This is a genomic window from Grimontia sp. SpTr1, assembly GCF_947387585.1.
In the GTDB taxonomy this organism is placed as follows: Bacteria; Pseudomonadota; Gammaproteobacteria; order Enterobacterales; family Vibrionaceae; genus Enterovibrio; species Enterovibrio indicus.
The window spans coordinates 40,677-56,476 of record NZ_CANDOD010000008.1; the positions used below are offsets into that span (position 1 = coordinate 40,677).

The following is a 15,800-nucleotide window of genomic DNA, read 5'->3' on the forward strand; positions in this document are numbered from 1 at the left end:
TCGTTAAAGATGATCTTCAACTCAATTCCTGCGAACCACCGCCGCTGACAGTCAGCACTTGACCACTCACCCAAGACGCAGCTGGCGAGCACAGAAACAGTGCGGCGAGCGCAATATCATCGGTTTTCCCAAGCCTTCCGAGAGGGGTGTGTTTCAGCATGGCTTTTTCAATATCAGGGGTGAGCACTTTCTCCAGCGCGGCAGTGCGGATTGCTCCCGGTGCAATGGCATTCACGCGAATGCCCTTGGTACCCAAATCAAAAGCGGTATTGCGGGTGAGGTGATTGATGGCGGCTTTCGACGAGCCATAAGACGCCATCATCCAGTTTTTATTTTCACCAGCCATCGAACTGATATTAAGCACCGCGCCTCCGCCGGCTTTTTCCATTTCCGGCGTACAAAGCTGCATCAGCCTGAAAGGGGCAAACACATTGAGTTGATACGCCCACTCAAAGTCTGCCATGGGCATGTCGAAAGGTTTGGGGCCGCCACCGCCTGCATTGTTGGCAAGGATTGTCACCTTGCCAAATGTGGTGACAGCACGTTCAACCAGTGCGGCTCTGTCTTCTTCTTTGGTGACGTTGCAGGCTGCGGCGATAGCATGTCTGCCCGTCGCATTGATATTGCAGGCGACTTCGTTAGCGGCATTCAAATCCAGATCGCTGACCACCACCTCTGCGCCTGCATCAGCAAACACTTCGGCTATTCGGCGACCAATACCCGCGGCAGCGCCGGTCACAATGGCAACCTGACCATCAAGGCTGAACTGTTGGATGACTGACATAACAAGCCCTCATTGCAAGAAGATGCATTGAGACTAGATGCCACAGCCAGAAGCGCGCGCGTTATTCTTGATACAAAGTGGGATGGGAAATTAGAAGGAGAGTTTTTTGGGGAAGAACGCAAAGAAGGAGCCTTGTGGCTCCCTCTGCTAGTCAGGTGTGTTATCCCGCGTAGCGGAAGTAATCCAGACCCTCGACATTACTGGTGATCTCTTTGGAGATGATTTGTGCCAGCAGATGACCAGAGCCGCACGCCATGGTCCAGCCCAGCGTACCGTGACCTGTGTTGGTGAACAGGTTGTCGAACGGCGTTTTACCAATCAGCGGCGTGCCGTCTGGCGTCATTGGGCGGAAACCTGTCCAGAACTCGGCCTTGTCGAAATCGCCACTGTGTGGGAACAGATCTTTCACAACCATTGAAATCGTCGCTTTGCGTTTTTCCGGAATAGAAGGATCGAAGCCTGCCAACTCAGCGGTGCCTGCGACACGGATACGATCGTCAAAGCGGGTCAGAGCGACTTTGTAGGTTTCGTCCATCACAGTTGATGTCGGTGCCTGCGTTTCGTCAGTGATTGGCACGGTGAGCGAATAACCTTTCACCGGGTACACAGGAATGCTCAGACCCAGACCTGCCATAAACTTGGTTGAGTAGCTGCCCATCGCGACCACATAAGCGTCTGCTTCCAGCTCGCCTTTGTCCGTCACCACGCTGACAATGCGGGTGCCTTCGCGTTTCACATTCTTCACTTCGGTGTCGAACATAAACTCCACGCCGTGTGCTTTGGCAAGCTCAGTCATTTGTTGGCAGAACAGGTAGCAATCACCCGTTTCGTCATCCGGCAGGTAGAGACCGCCAGTCAGCTTGTGGCTCACAGACGCCAACCCCGGCTCTTGCTTGATGCAATCTTCTATCGTCATGCGTTGATAACGGGTGCCGCTTTGCTCCAGAAGGGCGATATCTTTTTCCACTGCATCAAGCTGCTTCTGATTACGGAAGATTTGCAGTGTGCCTTTCTGACGGCCCTGATATTCGATGTTGTGCTTGTCACGAAGCGCGAGCAGACACTCACGGCTGTGGTTAGCAATGCCCAACATGCGGGATTTGTTCACCTGATAGCGATCAAGCTGACAGTTCGACAGCATTTGTGTCGCCCATTTGATCAGCTGTGGATCCAGCGTCGGCTTCACTTTCAGCGGTGCGTGTTCTTCCATCAGCCAGCGAATGGCCTTTTGCGGAATGCCGGGTGCCGCCCAAGGGGAGGAGTAACCATAGGAAATCTGCCCTGCATTGGCGAAACTGGTTTCTTCGCCCGCTTTAGATTGGCGATCAACAACAGTGACTTTGTAGCCTGCCTGCTGCAAATACCAGGCGCTCATCAAGCCGACAACGCCACTTCCCAAGACCAGTGCTTTCATGATTATTCTCCCCTATCAGACAGAGCGAGTTTGCGTTGTTTACATAACCCTAACAATCGATTTAAATTAATCACTGTGTATAGAATTTCTAAAAGCAAAGATGCGGACACTCAAAAGCCAACATCTCGGTGCTCTTTATACTTTTTCGGAAGTTGGGAGGCACAACACATTAACCAGTGCCGCTAAAGCCATGCACCTTACTACTGGGGCGGTGAGCCAACAGTTACTGCAGCTGGAGCAGCAATTGGGTTTCACTCTTCTTGAACGTCACTCCCGTGGTATTCGTCTGACCGAAAAGGGTAAACAGCTTCACCAAAATGTGAGTTTCCATTTAGCAGAAATTGATGCGGAAATCGCCAGCTTGCAGCGCAATACCGGAAAGAAACAGGAAATCCGCCTCAAGCTCACACCCTCTTTTGCGTTTAAATGGCTGGTGCCAAAGCTCGAAAGCTTCCACGACGTTTACCCGGACATTCAGGTACAGATCTTCGCGGAAGGCGCACTGGTGAACGCGGATACGCGGGACTTTGACCTTGCCATCGACTATCGCCCACACGCCTTCAAACATCCGAATGCCGAACTTCTGCTGGACGAATACCTGCTGCCGGTGATGAACCCAAGATATCTGGAGCGTCACCAGTGGCTGCAAAACGATGCTGGTAAATCAGAACATTGGCAAGGTGTCACTTTGCTGCACGATGCCATGCCATGGGAAAAAGCAGAGAAAGATTTGGAGTGGAGAAACTGGGCCAAGGCAATGCAGCTTTCGGTACCCACTGACCGCGGCCACTTTTTCAACCGGACTGATATGGCTATGTCCGCCGCCGAAGCAGGTGTAGGCATCGCCATGGCGCGGATGGCGCTTATCGACAATGAGCTGGAAACCGGAAGGTTGGTGTCACCGTTTTCGCCCATCAAAGCCAACGCTGGGTATTACCTGATCAGCAATGTGCAGGATGAGAGCACAGAGAGCTTTGTGAAGTGGTTGAAGGGGATGATTGGGTAGGGCTGATTAAAGCCCTATTTGTTTCCATCAAAAGGCGTATCAGACTGTTGCGCTTTTCCTCGGTATAAAACGACGCCGTAATCTTCTATTTCGGGGATATACTCCCAGCGTTTTTCTGGGTCTTCTGAAATCGTGCACACACCATCTGGTAGCCAGCAAAATTCAGTGTAAAAGATACCAATGTTCGGTCCGTTCAAAATTACTCTGACTCTGCTGCCTTTTGGATACCCATCATAAGCTTCTCTCCGAAAGGCTTGAATGTTTGACTCCAATTGAGCTAGGTTTTCTATCTTATGCTGGAATGCGTAGTAATTGTATTTCCAGTCTTTCCAATCGTCTTCTGGGTTAATAGTTTCCTGCCAATTAGCAGTTATTTGCGCGGGTAGTTCGACATTGTCACCTGCTGTTGAACCATCAAGGTCAACAACCTCATAACTGCTGACTTCTCCATGCTGAACCATTTCCCAACCCAATCTGCGTGTATCAAAAGGGGACTTTGGAAAGGCTGTTGCCGAAGCTTCACCTAAGCTATCGAAAAGAACGACAACATCTGCCCCTCCTTTAGGATCTTTTACAACCCAACCATTGGGGTCAGCATTAATTTTGGGAGTGCAGTCAGCTAGTTTGGTATAGCATCCCAGAGAATACAGTAGCATGGCTCTTTCGCCGTCGACCACAAACTGCATGAGTGAATAAGGGCTTTTGAAGTTTTCGTAATAGGTATCCAGCGTTTCAATTTTTTGTCTGGCTAGCTCACTGTCGATAGGAGATGAGATATGAAAAAAACGGGTGTGAACCTTTGCTTCAGGAGCTCCCTTTTTCGCCCAGTAGCCTTCAATATGTGAAGGGATACCTATTCCTCCCAGATCGGCGGTTGCGCCAGGGAAGCTGCTTACCGCACCAAACCCGAAACCAGAGCCTCCGCCTGACACATCAGTGACCCGAATGGTTGGTAGGCTATAGGGGCCATCTAAACTACCTGCAGTTGAAATACTTGCAACGACACGATTTTGGTTTGTTTCTTCGGAACAGGCAAAAAGGGATATCAGCGAAATAAAAAGAATGATTAACGTAGTTTTACTCATTGCTGAAAATCTCCCTTTCCAATTCACCGTTAGCATTTCTGCGAGGAGAATTCGCAAGCTTGGCCGTGATGCCTTCGTAACCTTTACTGATTGAAATGTCATAAGGTCGATGTATCCATTCAGTAACTTTGGGGTCAACTACCGATAACCAATCCGAAGGAGACACAGAACCAGACGCTATTCTGCTAACACTACGCTCTAAAGAAACTAGTTTATCGTTATTCATAAAGTCTTCAGGAATGACCAAATTTCCAGCTTCCCACAATACTCCAAATTCTTGGGATTGTTTGAACATCCTCAGTAGAGCGAGACCTTGAAGCGCATTTGGTAGAGGTTGAAGTCGATAAAAATAGTACCTCTTGTTGTAGTACCTGACATGACCATGTTGCCCTTTGTTTACTTCAAAACGAAAGGTTTTTTGGCACTCCACGTTCCATTGTTTTTCTTTTTGTTTAGCGACTCCAAGCGCCCAGGCATCTCCTCCAGCATTGCTAAGTCCTTTTTGAAGAAGTATTTCATTTTCAAAGTACTGGCCTTCATCGACGGGCTCTGTTTTAACAAGCTCTCGGTTGTAGCTTTCTGAGATTGGCATTCCGTAGCGAGCTGGAAGTCCTTGCTTATCGTATATCCCAATAGAAGGGTAACCGCCGCCCACATCTGCATGCGCGCCGGGGAAAATATCCTCGAAGAAGTTGTCAGGGAGGGTTTGATTGATTTTTAAAGAAGTTAGTGGGAAGTTATTCCTATATTCATGGAAGGCGGCGATATGATAAACAGTCTCTGCGCTATCTGGGGCCAGTGACAGTTTAAACTCTCCTTCATCATTGTTGCCTGCAAGGTAAAAAGAGCCAACAGTATCGAACAGGCCAACAAACCGGACGCTTACTCTTTTTGATAAATCTATCTTGTAGCCTTCTTTTGAGTCGTAAGAGTTGCGGTTAATTCCACCAAGCAGATTTGGGGTAATGCTCAAACCATCTGAACCGCTTCTAGGTAGTTCGTAATTTGGCATACCCTCATTGGCAGCATTGACAAAATGTCGTGCCAGAGCAGCTCCCCGGCTAAATCCAAAAACATCAAACTCAATGTGAGTGATATCAGAGTAGAGGCCATCGTTTTTAAGTTTGGTACATATGAAATGAAGCTGGTTAAGTAATCTCTGCCACTTAAAATAAGCCGCGGTTTCACTGAAAGATAAAAAGTCTTGAGCACCAGTTGCCATAGCCCAGGTGGTTAAATCATCTCCTTCATCAATGGCTCTTTCCATCTCTGCTCTGGGCACATTGTCATAATCAACTGTACCGATGCCCGAAACATAGATCTTGGCTATTTCCCCCTCTTTTTCCTGATAAGCCTCAAACAACCTGGCAACGTTAGTACGGGAGGCATTGCCTCTGTTTTCTTTGTACTTATCGTTCTCAAGGTTGTTGCCAGTACCATCAAAGAATATTCCGAACCTGAAGGTTTTTTCAGGTAGCTTTCTAATGTTAACCACCGGCAACCCACTCTCTACCAATCGTTCGTTGTTGATGGCTTTGAGTGTTGAACCGTTTAGCAGGCGTTCTTTGTGGTCGTAGACGACGTCAGCAGGCGCATTGTAGGTTTTCGGTTTGTAAGGCTTCTTGGCGGCCGTTGTGGCTATCTTGGCATCAAGCAGGGTTGGGATGTCTATCTCAACGCCATTCTTATTCAGCCATTCATCACTGACGTTACCAAGTTGCTCTTGAGTAATAGGCGCGTCGAGGTAAACAAGATGCTGGTCGGTGACGACTTTGCTGTCGATTTTCCAGTAAAGCAGAATCGCGCCCTGGTATTTATTCAGCCCTTGCTCATTGTTCAGGCTAAATGGCGTTGAACGTGTGGCCTGAAATGCCCAGCGTCCTTCACCGAGAATTTTGTATTCCTGAACCAGCTTCTTTTTGTGGAAATGATAGAAGTAACCTTCAGTCGGAAAGCCTAAACGGTCGCCAAGTTGAAGGGCAGGAATCACCGGAATAAACGCTTCCCGAACGGCGTCAGTGCCTTTGGGTTTGAGCTTTACAGGAGGCTGGTTACTCACGCCTTTTTCTGCGCTGGCGACTTTAGCGATAAGTTTGCGCGGCGTGTCATCTGTGGCTTTGGCAGAGAATACGGTGCCCGTATCCGAGAGTTTGGTTTCCCAGCTGACAATGCTTGCTTCCTTCGGTGTTTTACCGAGTGCAAATTGACACCCCACTTCGCTGGCAAGTACCTCTTCCGAACAGGCTACCTCAAACAGATACTCGTAATCCTGCGCAGGCTTTTCCTGTTTTTCTTCTACTTTAGGCTCAGGGGTATAAGGCGCTTCTGCAGGGGCTTGAGATTCTGAGCCCGAGCGGGAGGTAAAACCTTTAGCTTTGGTTCGGGAAGCCAGCGCAGATTTAGCTTCAGGGGAAAAGCTGGATTCGGCATCAGGGTTGACCTGCCAAACCTTATCACCCATGGAGTTGGTTGTTGATTTCAGAGCTGGCGTGACAGGTGCATCACTCAGTAACACGTACTCGCCCGATGCGAGCTGGGATTGGAACTTTTGTATGGTGACACCTTGAGGCAACACGGCTTCCAATGCCCGTTCACCCAGTGTCGAAAATCCACCTTCGACTTTGCCGAACTCGTACGATGCGAGTTCGGTCATTTTTACAACCCTGTACGCCACTGACTCTTTCCTGATGTGCTTTTGTTTTTTGGTTAAATACCGAACAAACGCGAGCAGCACAACGGAGTGGAAGCAAAACCGAAAGGCAGATCATGCAGGGGCAATTTCTTGCTCAATTTCTTGGTGAGAAGCGGCTCGGAGAGAGACTAATTCAACCCAAACTCAGACACGAATTTGCTCTTAAGATACATATCCGTCGATTGCTTCAGCCAGTTCGGATTTTGCTTAAACCAGCTATCGAGAAGTGGCATCACCTGCTGCTCTGTCATGCCAGCATTGACACCTGATGAATAGAGCAAGCGAAGCAAGGTGATATCCAGCGTTGTCATCACATTGTTCTTAGAGCCATCGTTAAAGATGGAAGGGAAGACCTTGTCAGAATCATTGGGTAGGCCCATCGCCTGCGTCAGTTCCTCGACCACGCAGGCGAACAGCTTGCCGCGTTCGCGGGCGAGATCGACAGGGATCACAATCAGTGCTTCTTTGATTTCTGCCTGAGATGAAGAAGAAAAATGCGCCATGCAGATAGCACCGCGGAACGGAAAATCTTCCTGTGTCGGCCACAGTTCGCGGGTCTCGTTCTGCCAGCGGCTCTGACGGGTAAACACCAAGCGTAGGTTAGCGTTTTCCGGCGAGTTCACCACCTTAATGTCATGCCCTGTTGCCCGTACCAAATCTTCAATTTGGGTGTTGGCCAGCATGCTGTGGAGCTCTTTGTCACCAACGCGATGGTCAATATAGATACGTATCGGTTTTTGCCACTTGCGGACAGGGTGCTGCTGATTGTCATACTCATTGCTGAGGGCAATGATTTTAAATGCCCTTTTGACATACTCAGGGTCATTCCATTTTGCCAGAGCAGGTAAAGACAGCAGTGACAGCATCAGCCCCCAGATAAGAATTCGCATTTGGCTCTCCATGGCCCAGTCAGAAACGTCGTCGCAATCACGACGACTCAAGATTAATAATGACAATCAGTGGGTAAGGTTTCCAGTTGGAAGGAGAGATGTCCAGATCCCATCGTCCAAAACATTTTTGTTTGGGGGCGGAGCTAAGATTTCCTAGCTGGTGGGGGGAGTGGTCAGTCTGATCGCTTTATAATTTCATCAGTCTGTGAGCACGCTTAAACCCCCATCGCGTTTTCATTTAATTTGCCGTGCATAAAAGGCTATACACAGTACAATTGACAAACCACTCATAACTGCCATTTCCATGAACCGGAACATCCAGTTTTACGATCAAAACGCCGAGCAGCTTAATACCCAGTACCAGCAGGTTACCTTTGAACAGGTTCATGAAAGCTGGAGAGCGCATTGGCCCACAGGGCATGACCAAAATTGCAACGTGCTGGATGTCGGTGCGGGTAATGGACAAGACGCTGCAAGGTTTGCCGAGCAAGGCTGCACAGTCTATGCGGTAGAGCCTGCTGATGCTTTTCGCGCACTCGGAGAGGCAAGAACCGAGGCACTTACTGTGACCTGGCTTTCTGATACCTTGCCGGAACTGAAAGTGGTCAATCAGCTGAGTGTGCGCTTTGATTGCATCTTGCTTTCAGCGGTTTGGATGCACATAGCCCCTACGGACCGCCCTCGGGCATTTCGCAAACTTGCCAACCTACTGGCACCCAATGGCAGATTGGTGATCACCTTGCGCCACGGCATGTTTGGCGATGCCAGAACGGCGCACCCTGTCTCAGTGGAAGAAATTGAACAACTCGCCAAAGATCATGCGTTACAAATCAGGCTGAAAACTGATGTGACCGATGACTCCCTTGGGCGTGACAACGTCAAATGGCAGACAGTGGTGCTCACCTTGCCGGATGACGGATCCGGCGATTTAATCACTGTCCGCCATGTTATTGTGAATGACAACAAATCCGCGACATACAAACTGGCGCTGCTCAGAACATTACTCCGCATTGCAGATGCCCACCCTGGCGCCGTCACAGACAGATACGACGGGCGCGTTGCCATCCCGCTCGGGCTGGTGGCGCTTTACTGGATTCGTCAATACAAACGCCTGATAGACACAGACGCCGGAGAAGGGCTAGGCATTCAGCAAAACAGCAACACCAATAAAGGACTGGGTTTTGTGAAAGCCGGTGGCTGGGGCGAACTTAAACACCTCGCGCCGGACGACTTTGCCATTGGTGCACTATTTATCGGGGAAGAGGCAACCGCGCTACAAAAAGCGCTGAAAGATGCCATTAAAACCATTGATGAAGGACCAGTTACCTTTACTTACCGAGGCGACAAAAATAACCGTCTGTTTGATATGCAAAAAAGCGGCAGGCGAAAAAACGCTTCAAGCTTTGTGCTCGACAGCGAATTCCTGCAAAGCTTTGGCGTGTTTACCCTGGGAGAAAGTCTGTGGGATTGCCTGCGGCTCTATGCCAGTTGGATTGAGCCCCTGATTGTGAATCAATGGATAGCAGAAATGAAGCGCTACAAGCACAATGAGCGGCGCGACATTGCCCTACAGACTTATCATGACTGTCTGGCTTGGATAGATGCCAAACGCGACACCCGCGATGTGAGAAAGCGCATAGATAGCCTGCGCGCAAATAAGCACAAACTTGTGAGTGTGTGGAGTAATAAACCCCTTCAGGACAGCTATCAGGTAGACCACTGCTTGCCCTTTGCCTATTGGCCGAATAACGACAGGTGGAACCTGTTTCCTGCCTCCTCACAGGAGAACAATACCAAGCGGGACAAAGTCCCTTCCAAACAAAGACTGAAAATGGCCAAACCACTCATTCTAGACTTCTGGCGACTGGCGTGGGACAGCGAGCAGGACAAAACGCGATTTTTCACTGAAGCGTCACTTTCACTGCCCAATATCCATACCAAAGAAAGAGAGTTCGAGGCGGTGTTTGAAGCCATGCAATTGCAGGTGGCAGGGGTTAAGAGCCGTTTGTTGGTGGGGGAGTGGTGAAGCCCTACCGATTAGATTAGCAGTGGTAATTGATAACTTTCGGATACCAGCCTGATGAAGTAAGGGAAGCCCCCAAAAAGCGTGTCTTTGGGCGGTAGGGTTGTCGCTTGGGTAGAAAGTGAGGTAACAGAATAGATTTTGGAGAAAATTGTGGAGCGTGACAGCCAAACTCAATGACAGGTGCCGCTAAAAATCCTTACTATTTAGCCAAGATATCTAAAATCATCGACATGGCTAACTATGACCTCCATTTCCTCTCTCAAGCAGGGTACCAAACTCGATAACGCACAACTTTGTGACATCTTTGGCTGTAGCCCTCAAGGTGGCATGCGTCGCGCGCACCAAACAAACACCCTAGTCATCATCTCAAACCACGTTAAATCGATTTATGACGACCGTTGGGAAGGTGACACGCTGCATTACACCGGTATGGGGACCAATGGTGATCAGAGTTTGTCCTTCGCTCAAAACAAAACCTTGGCGGAATCTGAGAGCAATGGTGTCGGTGTGCATCTTTTCGAAGTCTTTATCGACAAAGAGTACACCTACGTTGGCCAGGTTGAGCTCAGTGGGGCGCCGTATCAAGAGCCTCAGCGTGATGAGGGCGGAAACAGCCGATTAGCCTATGTCTTTCCGCTTAAGGTACTGACGGGTTCGCGCGCGGTGACTCGTGAGGATCAGCAAGCGCTCGATAGTCAACGTGTGAAAAAGGCGAAGAAGCTATCTGATGAGAGCTTAAAAGAACGTGCAGAGAAGGGCCGCAAAATGCCGAGCACTTATCAGCAATCAACGACGCAGTATGAGCGAAGTGTTTGGGTGGCAGAGTATGCAAAACGTTTAGCGAAAGGGATTTGTCAGCTTTGCCTAAAACCGGCCCCGTTTGAAAATGCCAAAGGGGTCCCTTATCTGGAAACGCACCATATCGTTTGGCTGGCAAAAGGCGGGGAGGACACTATTGCCAATACCGTTGCGCTTTGCCCTAACTGCCACAAGAAGATGCACATTGTGGATGACAAAAAAGACGTCGAGACACTTCAGCTGCGAGCCAAGCAGTTGGGGGAGGGCGCATGAAAAAGCACATAGAGGTTGTTGCCGCCATTTTAACGTTCGAGGATCGTTACCTGGCTGTTCAACGTGGCCCGGCGAAGCTCGATTACATCAGCCACAAGTGGGAGTTCCCTGGGGGTAAGGTCGAAAAGGACGAGTCGCTTGAAGAGGCGATATCTCGTGAGTTGCAAGAAGAGCTCGCCATCACGATAACCGGCCCGCAATTGCTTACCACGGTTGAGCACAGCTACCCAGATTTTGATATCACCATGCATTGCTTTGTGGTGGCCGTTGAAAGCCCAGAGATTGTGCTTAGTGAGCATGTCGCACAGCGTTGGTTGGAGAAAGAACATCTCATGGACGTGGATTGGGCCGAGGCCGACATTCCCGCGGTCCGAAAACTCATGCGTCAGTAAAACAGGGAGCGAGCATGGAACCATTAGCGGGTTGGTCGGGAACGTGGGAAACGTTTTTTCACGTTGATGAAGAGAGCTTTATCGAGCAGCTCGTGGAATTTCACGCCAGCTTACCTTGGGCGGAAGAGCTCGCCCCCACACAGAAAGAAGCGTGGGTCATTGAGCATGAGGTGATGAAACGCACCCTCAAGCACGTCTGTGATGTGAGTGGTTTTTCCCCGGCTAAAGCCTGGATTGCTTTTGAACAAGAGCTGGTGGGCGAAGGAGGAAAAAGAGCCGCGGACGTAAACCTAGTTCTGCCTACCGGTGATCTGTACGTTGTTGAGTTCAAACACAAACTGGCCGCCAGTGAGCATGAGGTGTGGCGTGCCCGGTTTGATTTAAAAACCATGCTCCGTTTTCACAGCGAGTCTATCGGCCTTGAGGGGCATTGCTTTCTCGCGCTCACTAAGCCGGGCGCCACGGGGTTTAAGCATGATCGCGTGACGTGCGATATGCCAGACAATGGTGTGTTGCTAGCCCTTTCAAATGCTCTCATCCATACGCTGACCAAACCTCAGCAAGCCTATGATGTACTTAATTGGCAACACGGCAACTTCTACCGCCAGCCCAGCATTTTGCATGGGACGGTCCAAGTCTTCTTTGAAGAAACCATACCGACACTGAAAACCAGTGCGGGCGAAAACATCGAAGATGCGCGAGCCAATTTGCTGAAGCTATACGAACACGCAAAGACCAACCGCAAGCGTTACGTTGTGGTGGTGCACGGCAGGCCAGGAGCAGGTAAAACCCTCTTGGGCATTAGTGCGGTCGCTGATCTTGTGAACACCTATGGCGCGGAACACTGTAAGCCGGTTTTCTTGTCGGGGAACGGGCCTTTAGTGCAAGTGCTTCAGCATACGTTGGACTATCACGGAAAACGCTCGAAAAAAGGGTTACCGCTCGATGGTCGGGTGCTCATCGAAGACTTGATTAACTTCAAGCGGACCTTAAAACAGCACGAGCGATGGAACGAAATCGAAGAAAACTTCGTGGTCTTTGATGAAGCGCAGCGAGCATGGGAAAAGCTCAATAACCGAGATGCGAACTCGCAATCAGAACTTCACCTTTTCTGTGATTGGTTGGCGCAAAAAGAGTTTGGTGTATTGGTGTTGCTGGTGGGCGATGGCCAAGCTATCTACCGAAACGAGATGTCACTAGAAAGCATGTTGTTGGCGCTGGAAGATGCGCTGTATCGACATGGCGATCGGATCACGACCATCATGCCGGAACTTCATGCGCACCACTTGAAAAAAGTGCAGGTGTGTCAAAGGGAAGTGTTTAATTTGAAAACGCCTATCCGCCAGGCGTATACCGAAGAGCTGGATCGTTGGATTGAAGCTGTGCTGAAAGGTAATGCACAACAAGCTAACGCCGTTGCTGCTTCACTGAGCCTGGACTACCCGTTGATGCTGACCAAAAGTAAATCCGCAGCGGATAACTTTGCGCAAGAGCATATGCAGACGTTGCACCAAGACAACATCAAAGCCGACGCATTTCGTATGGGGTGGCTGATGTCGAGCCAGGGCGGTCCGTTTATCCCTGAAGTGAAAGCTAAGAACGCCAATCTGGTTGGTCCTTGGTATGTGGAACCACCCGAATCAACCCTTTCCTGTTGTCAGTTAAATACGGCATGCACGGAATTTGCGAGCCAGGGGTTAGAGCTTTCTTTGGCACTTTTAAACTGGGGTAATGACTTGGTGTTTCGAGGTGGGGTGTTACAACTCGCTCAAGAGCGCAAGTATCGACGCGACCAGGATCATTACACCTACGGCAGTTATCGCGTACTGCTGAGCCGCGGCAGAAATGGTCTGATCATCAAATGCGAGGATGAGGAGACGTATCAGTTTTTGAAAGTGTGCGGTATGAATGATTTGGTGGGTAACTAATTGAAATTATCAAATTAAAGCTCGTCGCCAATAAGCCTAAATCTTTACTTCGCCACATTCGTTAATCTTCTAAACGACGGCTCAAGGGAGTTGTCGTTAATCCAATTTGAGGAGCTTAACAATGGCAAAGAATTCAGGCAATCGAAGACCATCCAGCCACCCTGGTCCAGGTGGAAACCTCCCATCTAAAACGGGCAAGAAATCAGGTGGTGGACGTGGGGTCCTCCCTCCCAAGAAGTAAGTTAACCAGGGCCGAATAAGGCCCTTTTTTGAAAAAGGCGAAATAACAAATGACTCCTGGTTTTCCGACATTGGGTGACGTATTGAAGTCGGTGATCGACTGGTCAGGGCTCCTTGCACAAAAAGGCCACAGTTCCGGCTTCATAAAAGACGAAACACAAAAGAAAACAGTACAAACACAGTTACGTCGACTCGCGAGAGAAGAGGGTGATCTCAACAAAAACTTGGGTGATTTATTGTTGTTGCTAGAAGGGCTGCTTTCAGAGCACCTTGGTGATGACAGACTGAGTTTTAATATGATGAACGCCGTTCGAGAGCTGCTTGAGGACTATCGGCAGTCACTCAACTCAAGTGGCACCTATCTAGACAAAGAACAATCAATCTCTTGGTATGTGAGCGCAGAGTTTATCAATGGTGCGATTTATTCCATCACGTGGAATAGCCAAATATACAGTTTGACCAACTCATTTACGCTGCCACCAGGGGTATGGTGGGTGCCAGCGCCATTGAGTATTAAGCGCCAAACACCTATCGGTAATGTATGGACTTGGATATATGAACAAGCTGGTTTAACGAAAAACAAATTTCACAACCCGACGGTCCAGGATGATTTTGATGCACCAGAAAACCAACATAAGAACTTCCTCAGAAGGCAACAACATCTAGAAAACGCCATCAAGTGGAGCAAAGGGAGGGCGATTCCCTCCGTTGCCAAACTACTTGAAAATTTCGAACAATCGGTGGATTTACACAAAAAAATTGGCAGAGAGCTTTTTTCCGATGAGCTTAAAAAAAGCTGCAAGTTTGCTTTGATTGTTGCTCGCTTTACAACGCAAGTTTTTCATGAGGCTGAAAAGGTTTATGGGCCTGTTCAAATGCTCGCATGGATTAAGCAAGTGCGCAGTCAGTGCCGAAGGATAGATAAAGAATGTGCAGGTCTAAACGCCCACATAACAAAGTATCGTCTAGGGGAGCTTGATGAGCGCATCACCGATAGAGAAATGCGGTGGTATATCGATCTCTTTTGGAATAGTCGGGGTGAGCGAATCGAGATTGCTGAAAAATTGCTGAGAGAAAAATGTAAAACTCATAAATCTCAGCTTAGTAGTGACCGATATTGGTTGAGGGTAGCCCGACGGCAGATGGGCAGTTTTGCGGCCTTCGCGAGCGCTTACACTTCAATGAGTACGCCTGATTTGCCCAAACATTTTGGAGAGTTATTTTTCCAGGGTTTAGACCTGAAAGCTCATGCGAAAAGTAAGAAAGAGATTGATGAGTTTGGCGCGATTCTAAAAGCCAACGCTTTGAACGAGAAGCTAGCCTGGCTTACCCATTGGTGTTTCGCACGACTTTACTATCGAGAAGGTAGGGATGCGACCGCTTACAAATACTACAAGCGAGCATTTGAGGCTGCGAGATATGTTGCGGGTAAGGAGCAATACTTGCTGGTTAATGAGTTTGCTGAAATTTGTGCTAAAAATCAGAAACAGACTGATTACAAGCGAGCTGTGGCCTGGGCTTGTTACTTAGGTATTCGCATGCGTTGGGTTAGAGGGAAGCTAGATGAAGGCTTTTTGTTTGATGAAGCAGCAGATTTTGGCTACACGATGCTGTCGATGCACGAGTTAAGATACAAATAAGCAGAAGGCCGACTTGGCCTTCTGCTTTATTCAGCATTCCGCACTCACTGTTACCTCGTCGTACACTTCCATCTCCGCATAGCTCAGGAAATTTGCCTCCCAAAGCTGATAGAGTTCAACAGCAGAAGCATTGCCTTTGATGGATTGCCAGCCACAGTACTGAGCAAAGAACGACTGCACGCGAAAGTCGAAATCGATGCAACGTTCAAGCTCCGGGTAATAGTTGCCCACGTAAGCAAAGTCGGTGATGTATTCGATGTTCCAGGTCCCGCTGTCAGTTTTGCAAATGCCGATTTCAACGGGGGGAAAGCCACCAGTTTCAGCGCTATAACTGCTTTCACGAAAGTTGAAGACCAAGTACCGGCCATCGCAAAGGCGAGCGTCCTGCTTTTGCTTCTCCAGCAACGTTAACGTCAAGTTGAAATCACCAACGATTGGTGAATGGAAGTAAAGCTCGACATCGAGCGACTCTTCGCTTTCGTCGCGATAAGAGAAATTCGCGACAAAGATCAGCATCAGGGGGCAATCCTTTTATTGTTTTGTAGAGCTTGGTATCGCGGCAATTCAACGCAGCCTGGCAAGTTTCGCCGGGAATCTCGTACCGAAAAAGGATCTTCTCTAGCAAAGTGCAA

Annotated in this window: 12 protein-coding genes; 6 read left to right on the forward strand and 6 right to left on the reverse strand. The window is 49.0% G+C overall.

What is annotated here, in order from left to right; all coding sequences use genetic code 11:
* Positions 1–16: 16 nt before the first annotated feature.
* Positions 17–784: a 7-alpha-hydroxysteroid dehydrogenase gene (gene hdhA, locus QL223_RS12840; RefSeq protein WP_281544983.1), complete on the reverse strand. Its 768-nt coding sequence runs from the start codon at positions 782–784 to the stop codon at positions 17–19.
* Between the two features lie 160 nt (positions 785–944).
* Positions 945–2,198: a D-amino acid dehydrogenase gene (locus tag QL223_RS12845; protein WP_002536888.1), complete on the reverse strand. Its 1,254-nt coding sequence runs from the start codon at positions 2,196–2,198 to the stop codon at positions 945–947.
* Between the two features lie 100 nt (positions 2,199–2,298).
* Between QL223_RS12845 and QL223_RS12850 the strand changes: the two genes are divergently transcribed.
* Positions 2,299–3,204 carry a LysR substrate-binding domain-containing protein gene (locus QL223_RS12850; protein ID WP_281544984.1) on the forward strand — a complete coding sequence of 302 codons (906 nt, stop codon included), beginning with the start codon at positions 2,299–2,301 and terminating at the stop codon, positions 3,202–3,204.
* 14 nt (positions 3,205–3,218) lie between these two features.
* On the opposite strand, the gene QL223_RS12855 is transcribed toward QL223_RS12850, so the two are convergent.
* The 3 genes from QL223_RS12855 to QL223_RS12865 form a co-directional block, all read right to left on the reverse strand.
* Complete coding sequence (locus QL223_RS12855) at positions 3,219–4,289, reverse strand: hypothetical protein (RefSeq protein WP_281544985.1); 1,071 nt, start codon at positions 4,287–4,289, stop codon at positions 3,219–3,221.
* Entirely contained in the window at positions 4,282–6,942 is a 2,661-nt protein-coding gene (locus QL223_RS12860) for a DUF2235 domain-containing protein (RefSeq protein ID WP_281544986.1), read from the reverse strand. Before QL223_RS12860 ends, QL223_RS12855 begins: the two co-directional genes overlap by 8 nt.
* A 167-nt stretch (positions 6,943–7,109) precedes the next feature.
* Positions 7,110–7,871: a DUF2927 domain-containing protein gene (locus tag QL223_RS12865; protein ID WP_281544987.1), complete on the reverse strand. Its 762-nt coding sequence runs from the start codon at positions 7,869–7,871 to the stop codon at positions 7,110–7,112.
* A 304-nt stretch (positions 7,872–8,175) separates the two neighbouring features.
* On the opposite strand from QL223_RS12865, the gene QL223_RS12870 reads away from it, so the two are divergent.
* The 5 genes from QL223_RS12870 to QL223_RS12890 all read left to right on the forward strand — a co-directional run bounded on the left by QL223_RS12870 (position 8,176) and on the right by QL223_RS12890 (position 15,168).
* On the forward strand, positions 8,176–9,897 hold the full coding sequence (locus tag QL223_RS12870; RefSeq protein ID WP_281544988.1) for a methyltransferase domain-containing protein: 1,722 nt from the start codon (positions 8,176–8,178) through the stop codon (positions 9,895–9,897).
* 240 nt (positions 9,898–10,137) lie between these two features.
* Entirely contained in the window at positions 10,138–10,968 is an 831-nt protein-coding gene (locus QL223_RS12875) for an HNH endonuclease (protein WP_281544989.1), read from the forward strand.
* Complete coding sequence (locus QL223_RS12880; RefSeq protein ID WP_281544990.1) at positions 10,965–11,360, forward strand: (deoxy)nucleoside triphosphate pyrophosphohydrolase; 396 nt, start codon at positions 10,965–10,967, stop codon at positions 11,358–11,360. Before QL223_RS12875 ends, QL223_RS12880 begins: the two co-directional genes overlap by 4 nt.
* Before the next feature lie 14 nt (positions 11,361–11,374).
* A complete protein-coding gene (locus tag QL223_RS12885; protein ID WP_281544991.1) occupies positions 11,375–13,288 on the forward strand; it encodes a DNA/RNA helicase domain-containing protein in 1,914 nt (637 codons plus the stop codon).
* A 290-nt stretch (positions 13,289–13,578) separates the two neighbouring features.
* The gene (locus tag QL223_RS12890; protein WP_281544992.1) at positions 13,579–15,168 is read left to right on the forward strand and encodes a hypothetical protein; all 1,590 of its coding nucleotides are present in this window, start codon (positions 13,579–13,581) and stop codon (positions 15,166–15,168) included.
* Between the two features lie 30 nt (positions 15,169–15,198).
* Here the strand turns inward: QL223_RS12890 and QL223_RS12895 are convergent, their stop codons facing one another.
* On the reverse strand, positions 15,199–15,684 hold the full coding sequence (locus tag QL223_RS12895) for a DUF2787 domain-containing protein (protein WP_281544993.1): 486 nt from the start codon (positions 15,682–15,684) through the stop codon (positions 15,199–15,201).
* Positions 15,685–15,800 lie beyond the last annotated feature (116 nt).

Bases quoted from the DNA above. Each gene is read 5' to 3' on its own strand.
- QL223_RS12870 (WP_281544988.1), top strand. From the start codon at position 8,176: ATGAACCGGAACATCCAGTTTTACGATCAAAACGCCGAGCAGCTTAAT.
- QL223_RS12895 (WP_281544993.1), bottom strand. From the start codon at position 15,684: ATGCTGATCTTTGTCGCGAATTTCTCTTATCGCGACGAAAGCGAAGAG.
- QL223_RS12860 (WP_281544986.1), bottom strand. From the start codon at position 6,942: ATGACCGAACTCGCATCGTACGAGTTCGGCAAAGTCGAAGGTGGATTT.
- QL223_RS12865 (WP_281544987.1), bottom strand. From the start codon at position 7,871: ATGCGAATTCTTATCTGGGGGCTGATGCTGTCACTGCTGTCTTTACCT.
- QL223_RS12885 (WP_281544991.1), top strand. From the start codon at position 11,375: ATGGAACCATTAGCGGGTTGGTCGGGAACGTGGGAAACGTTTTTTCAC.
- QL223_RS12875 (WP_281544989.1), top strand. From the start codon at position 10,138: ATGACCTCCATTTCCTCTCTCAAGCAGGGTACCAAACTCGATAACGCA.
- QL223_RS12880 (WP_281544990.1), top strand. From the start codon at position 10,965: ATGAAAAAGCACATAGAGGTTGTTGCCGCCATTTTAACGTTCGAGGAT.
- QL223_RS12850 (WP_281544984.1), top strand. From the start codon at position 2,299: ATGCGGACACTCAAAAGCCAACATCTCGGTGCTCTTTATACTTTTTCG.
- QL223_RS12855 (WP_281544985.1), bottom strand. From the start codon at position 4,289: ATGAGTAAAACTACGTTAATCATTCTTTTTATTTCGCTGATATCCCTT.
- QL223_RS12890 (WP_281544992.1), top strand. From the start codon at position 13,579: ATGACTCCTGGTTTTCCGACATTGGGTGACGTATTGAAGTCGGTGATC.
- QL223_RS12845 (WP_002536888.1), bottom strand. From the start codon at position 2,198: ATGAAAGCACTGGTCTTGGGAAGTGGCGTTGTCGGCTTGATGAGCGCC.
- hdhA (WP_281544983.1), bottom strand. From the start codon at position 784: ATGTCAGTCATCCAACAGTTCAGCCTTGATGGTCAGGTTGCCATTGTG.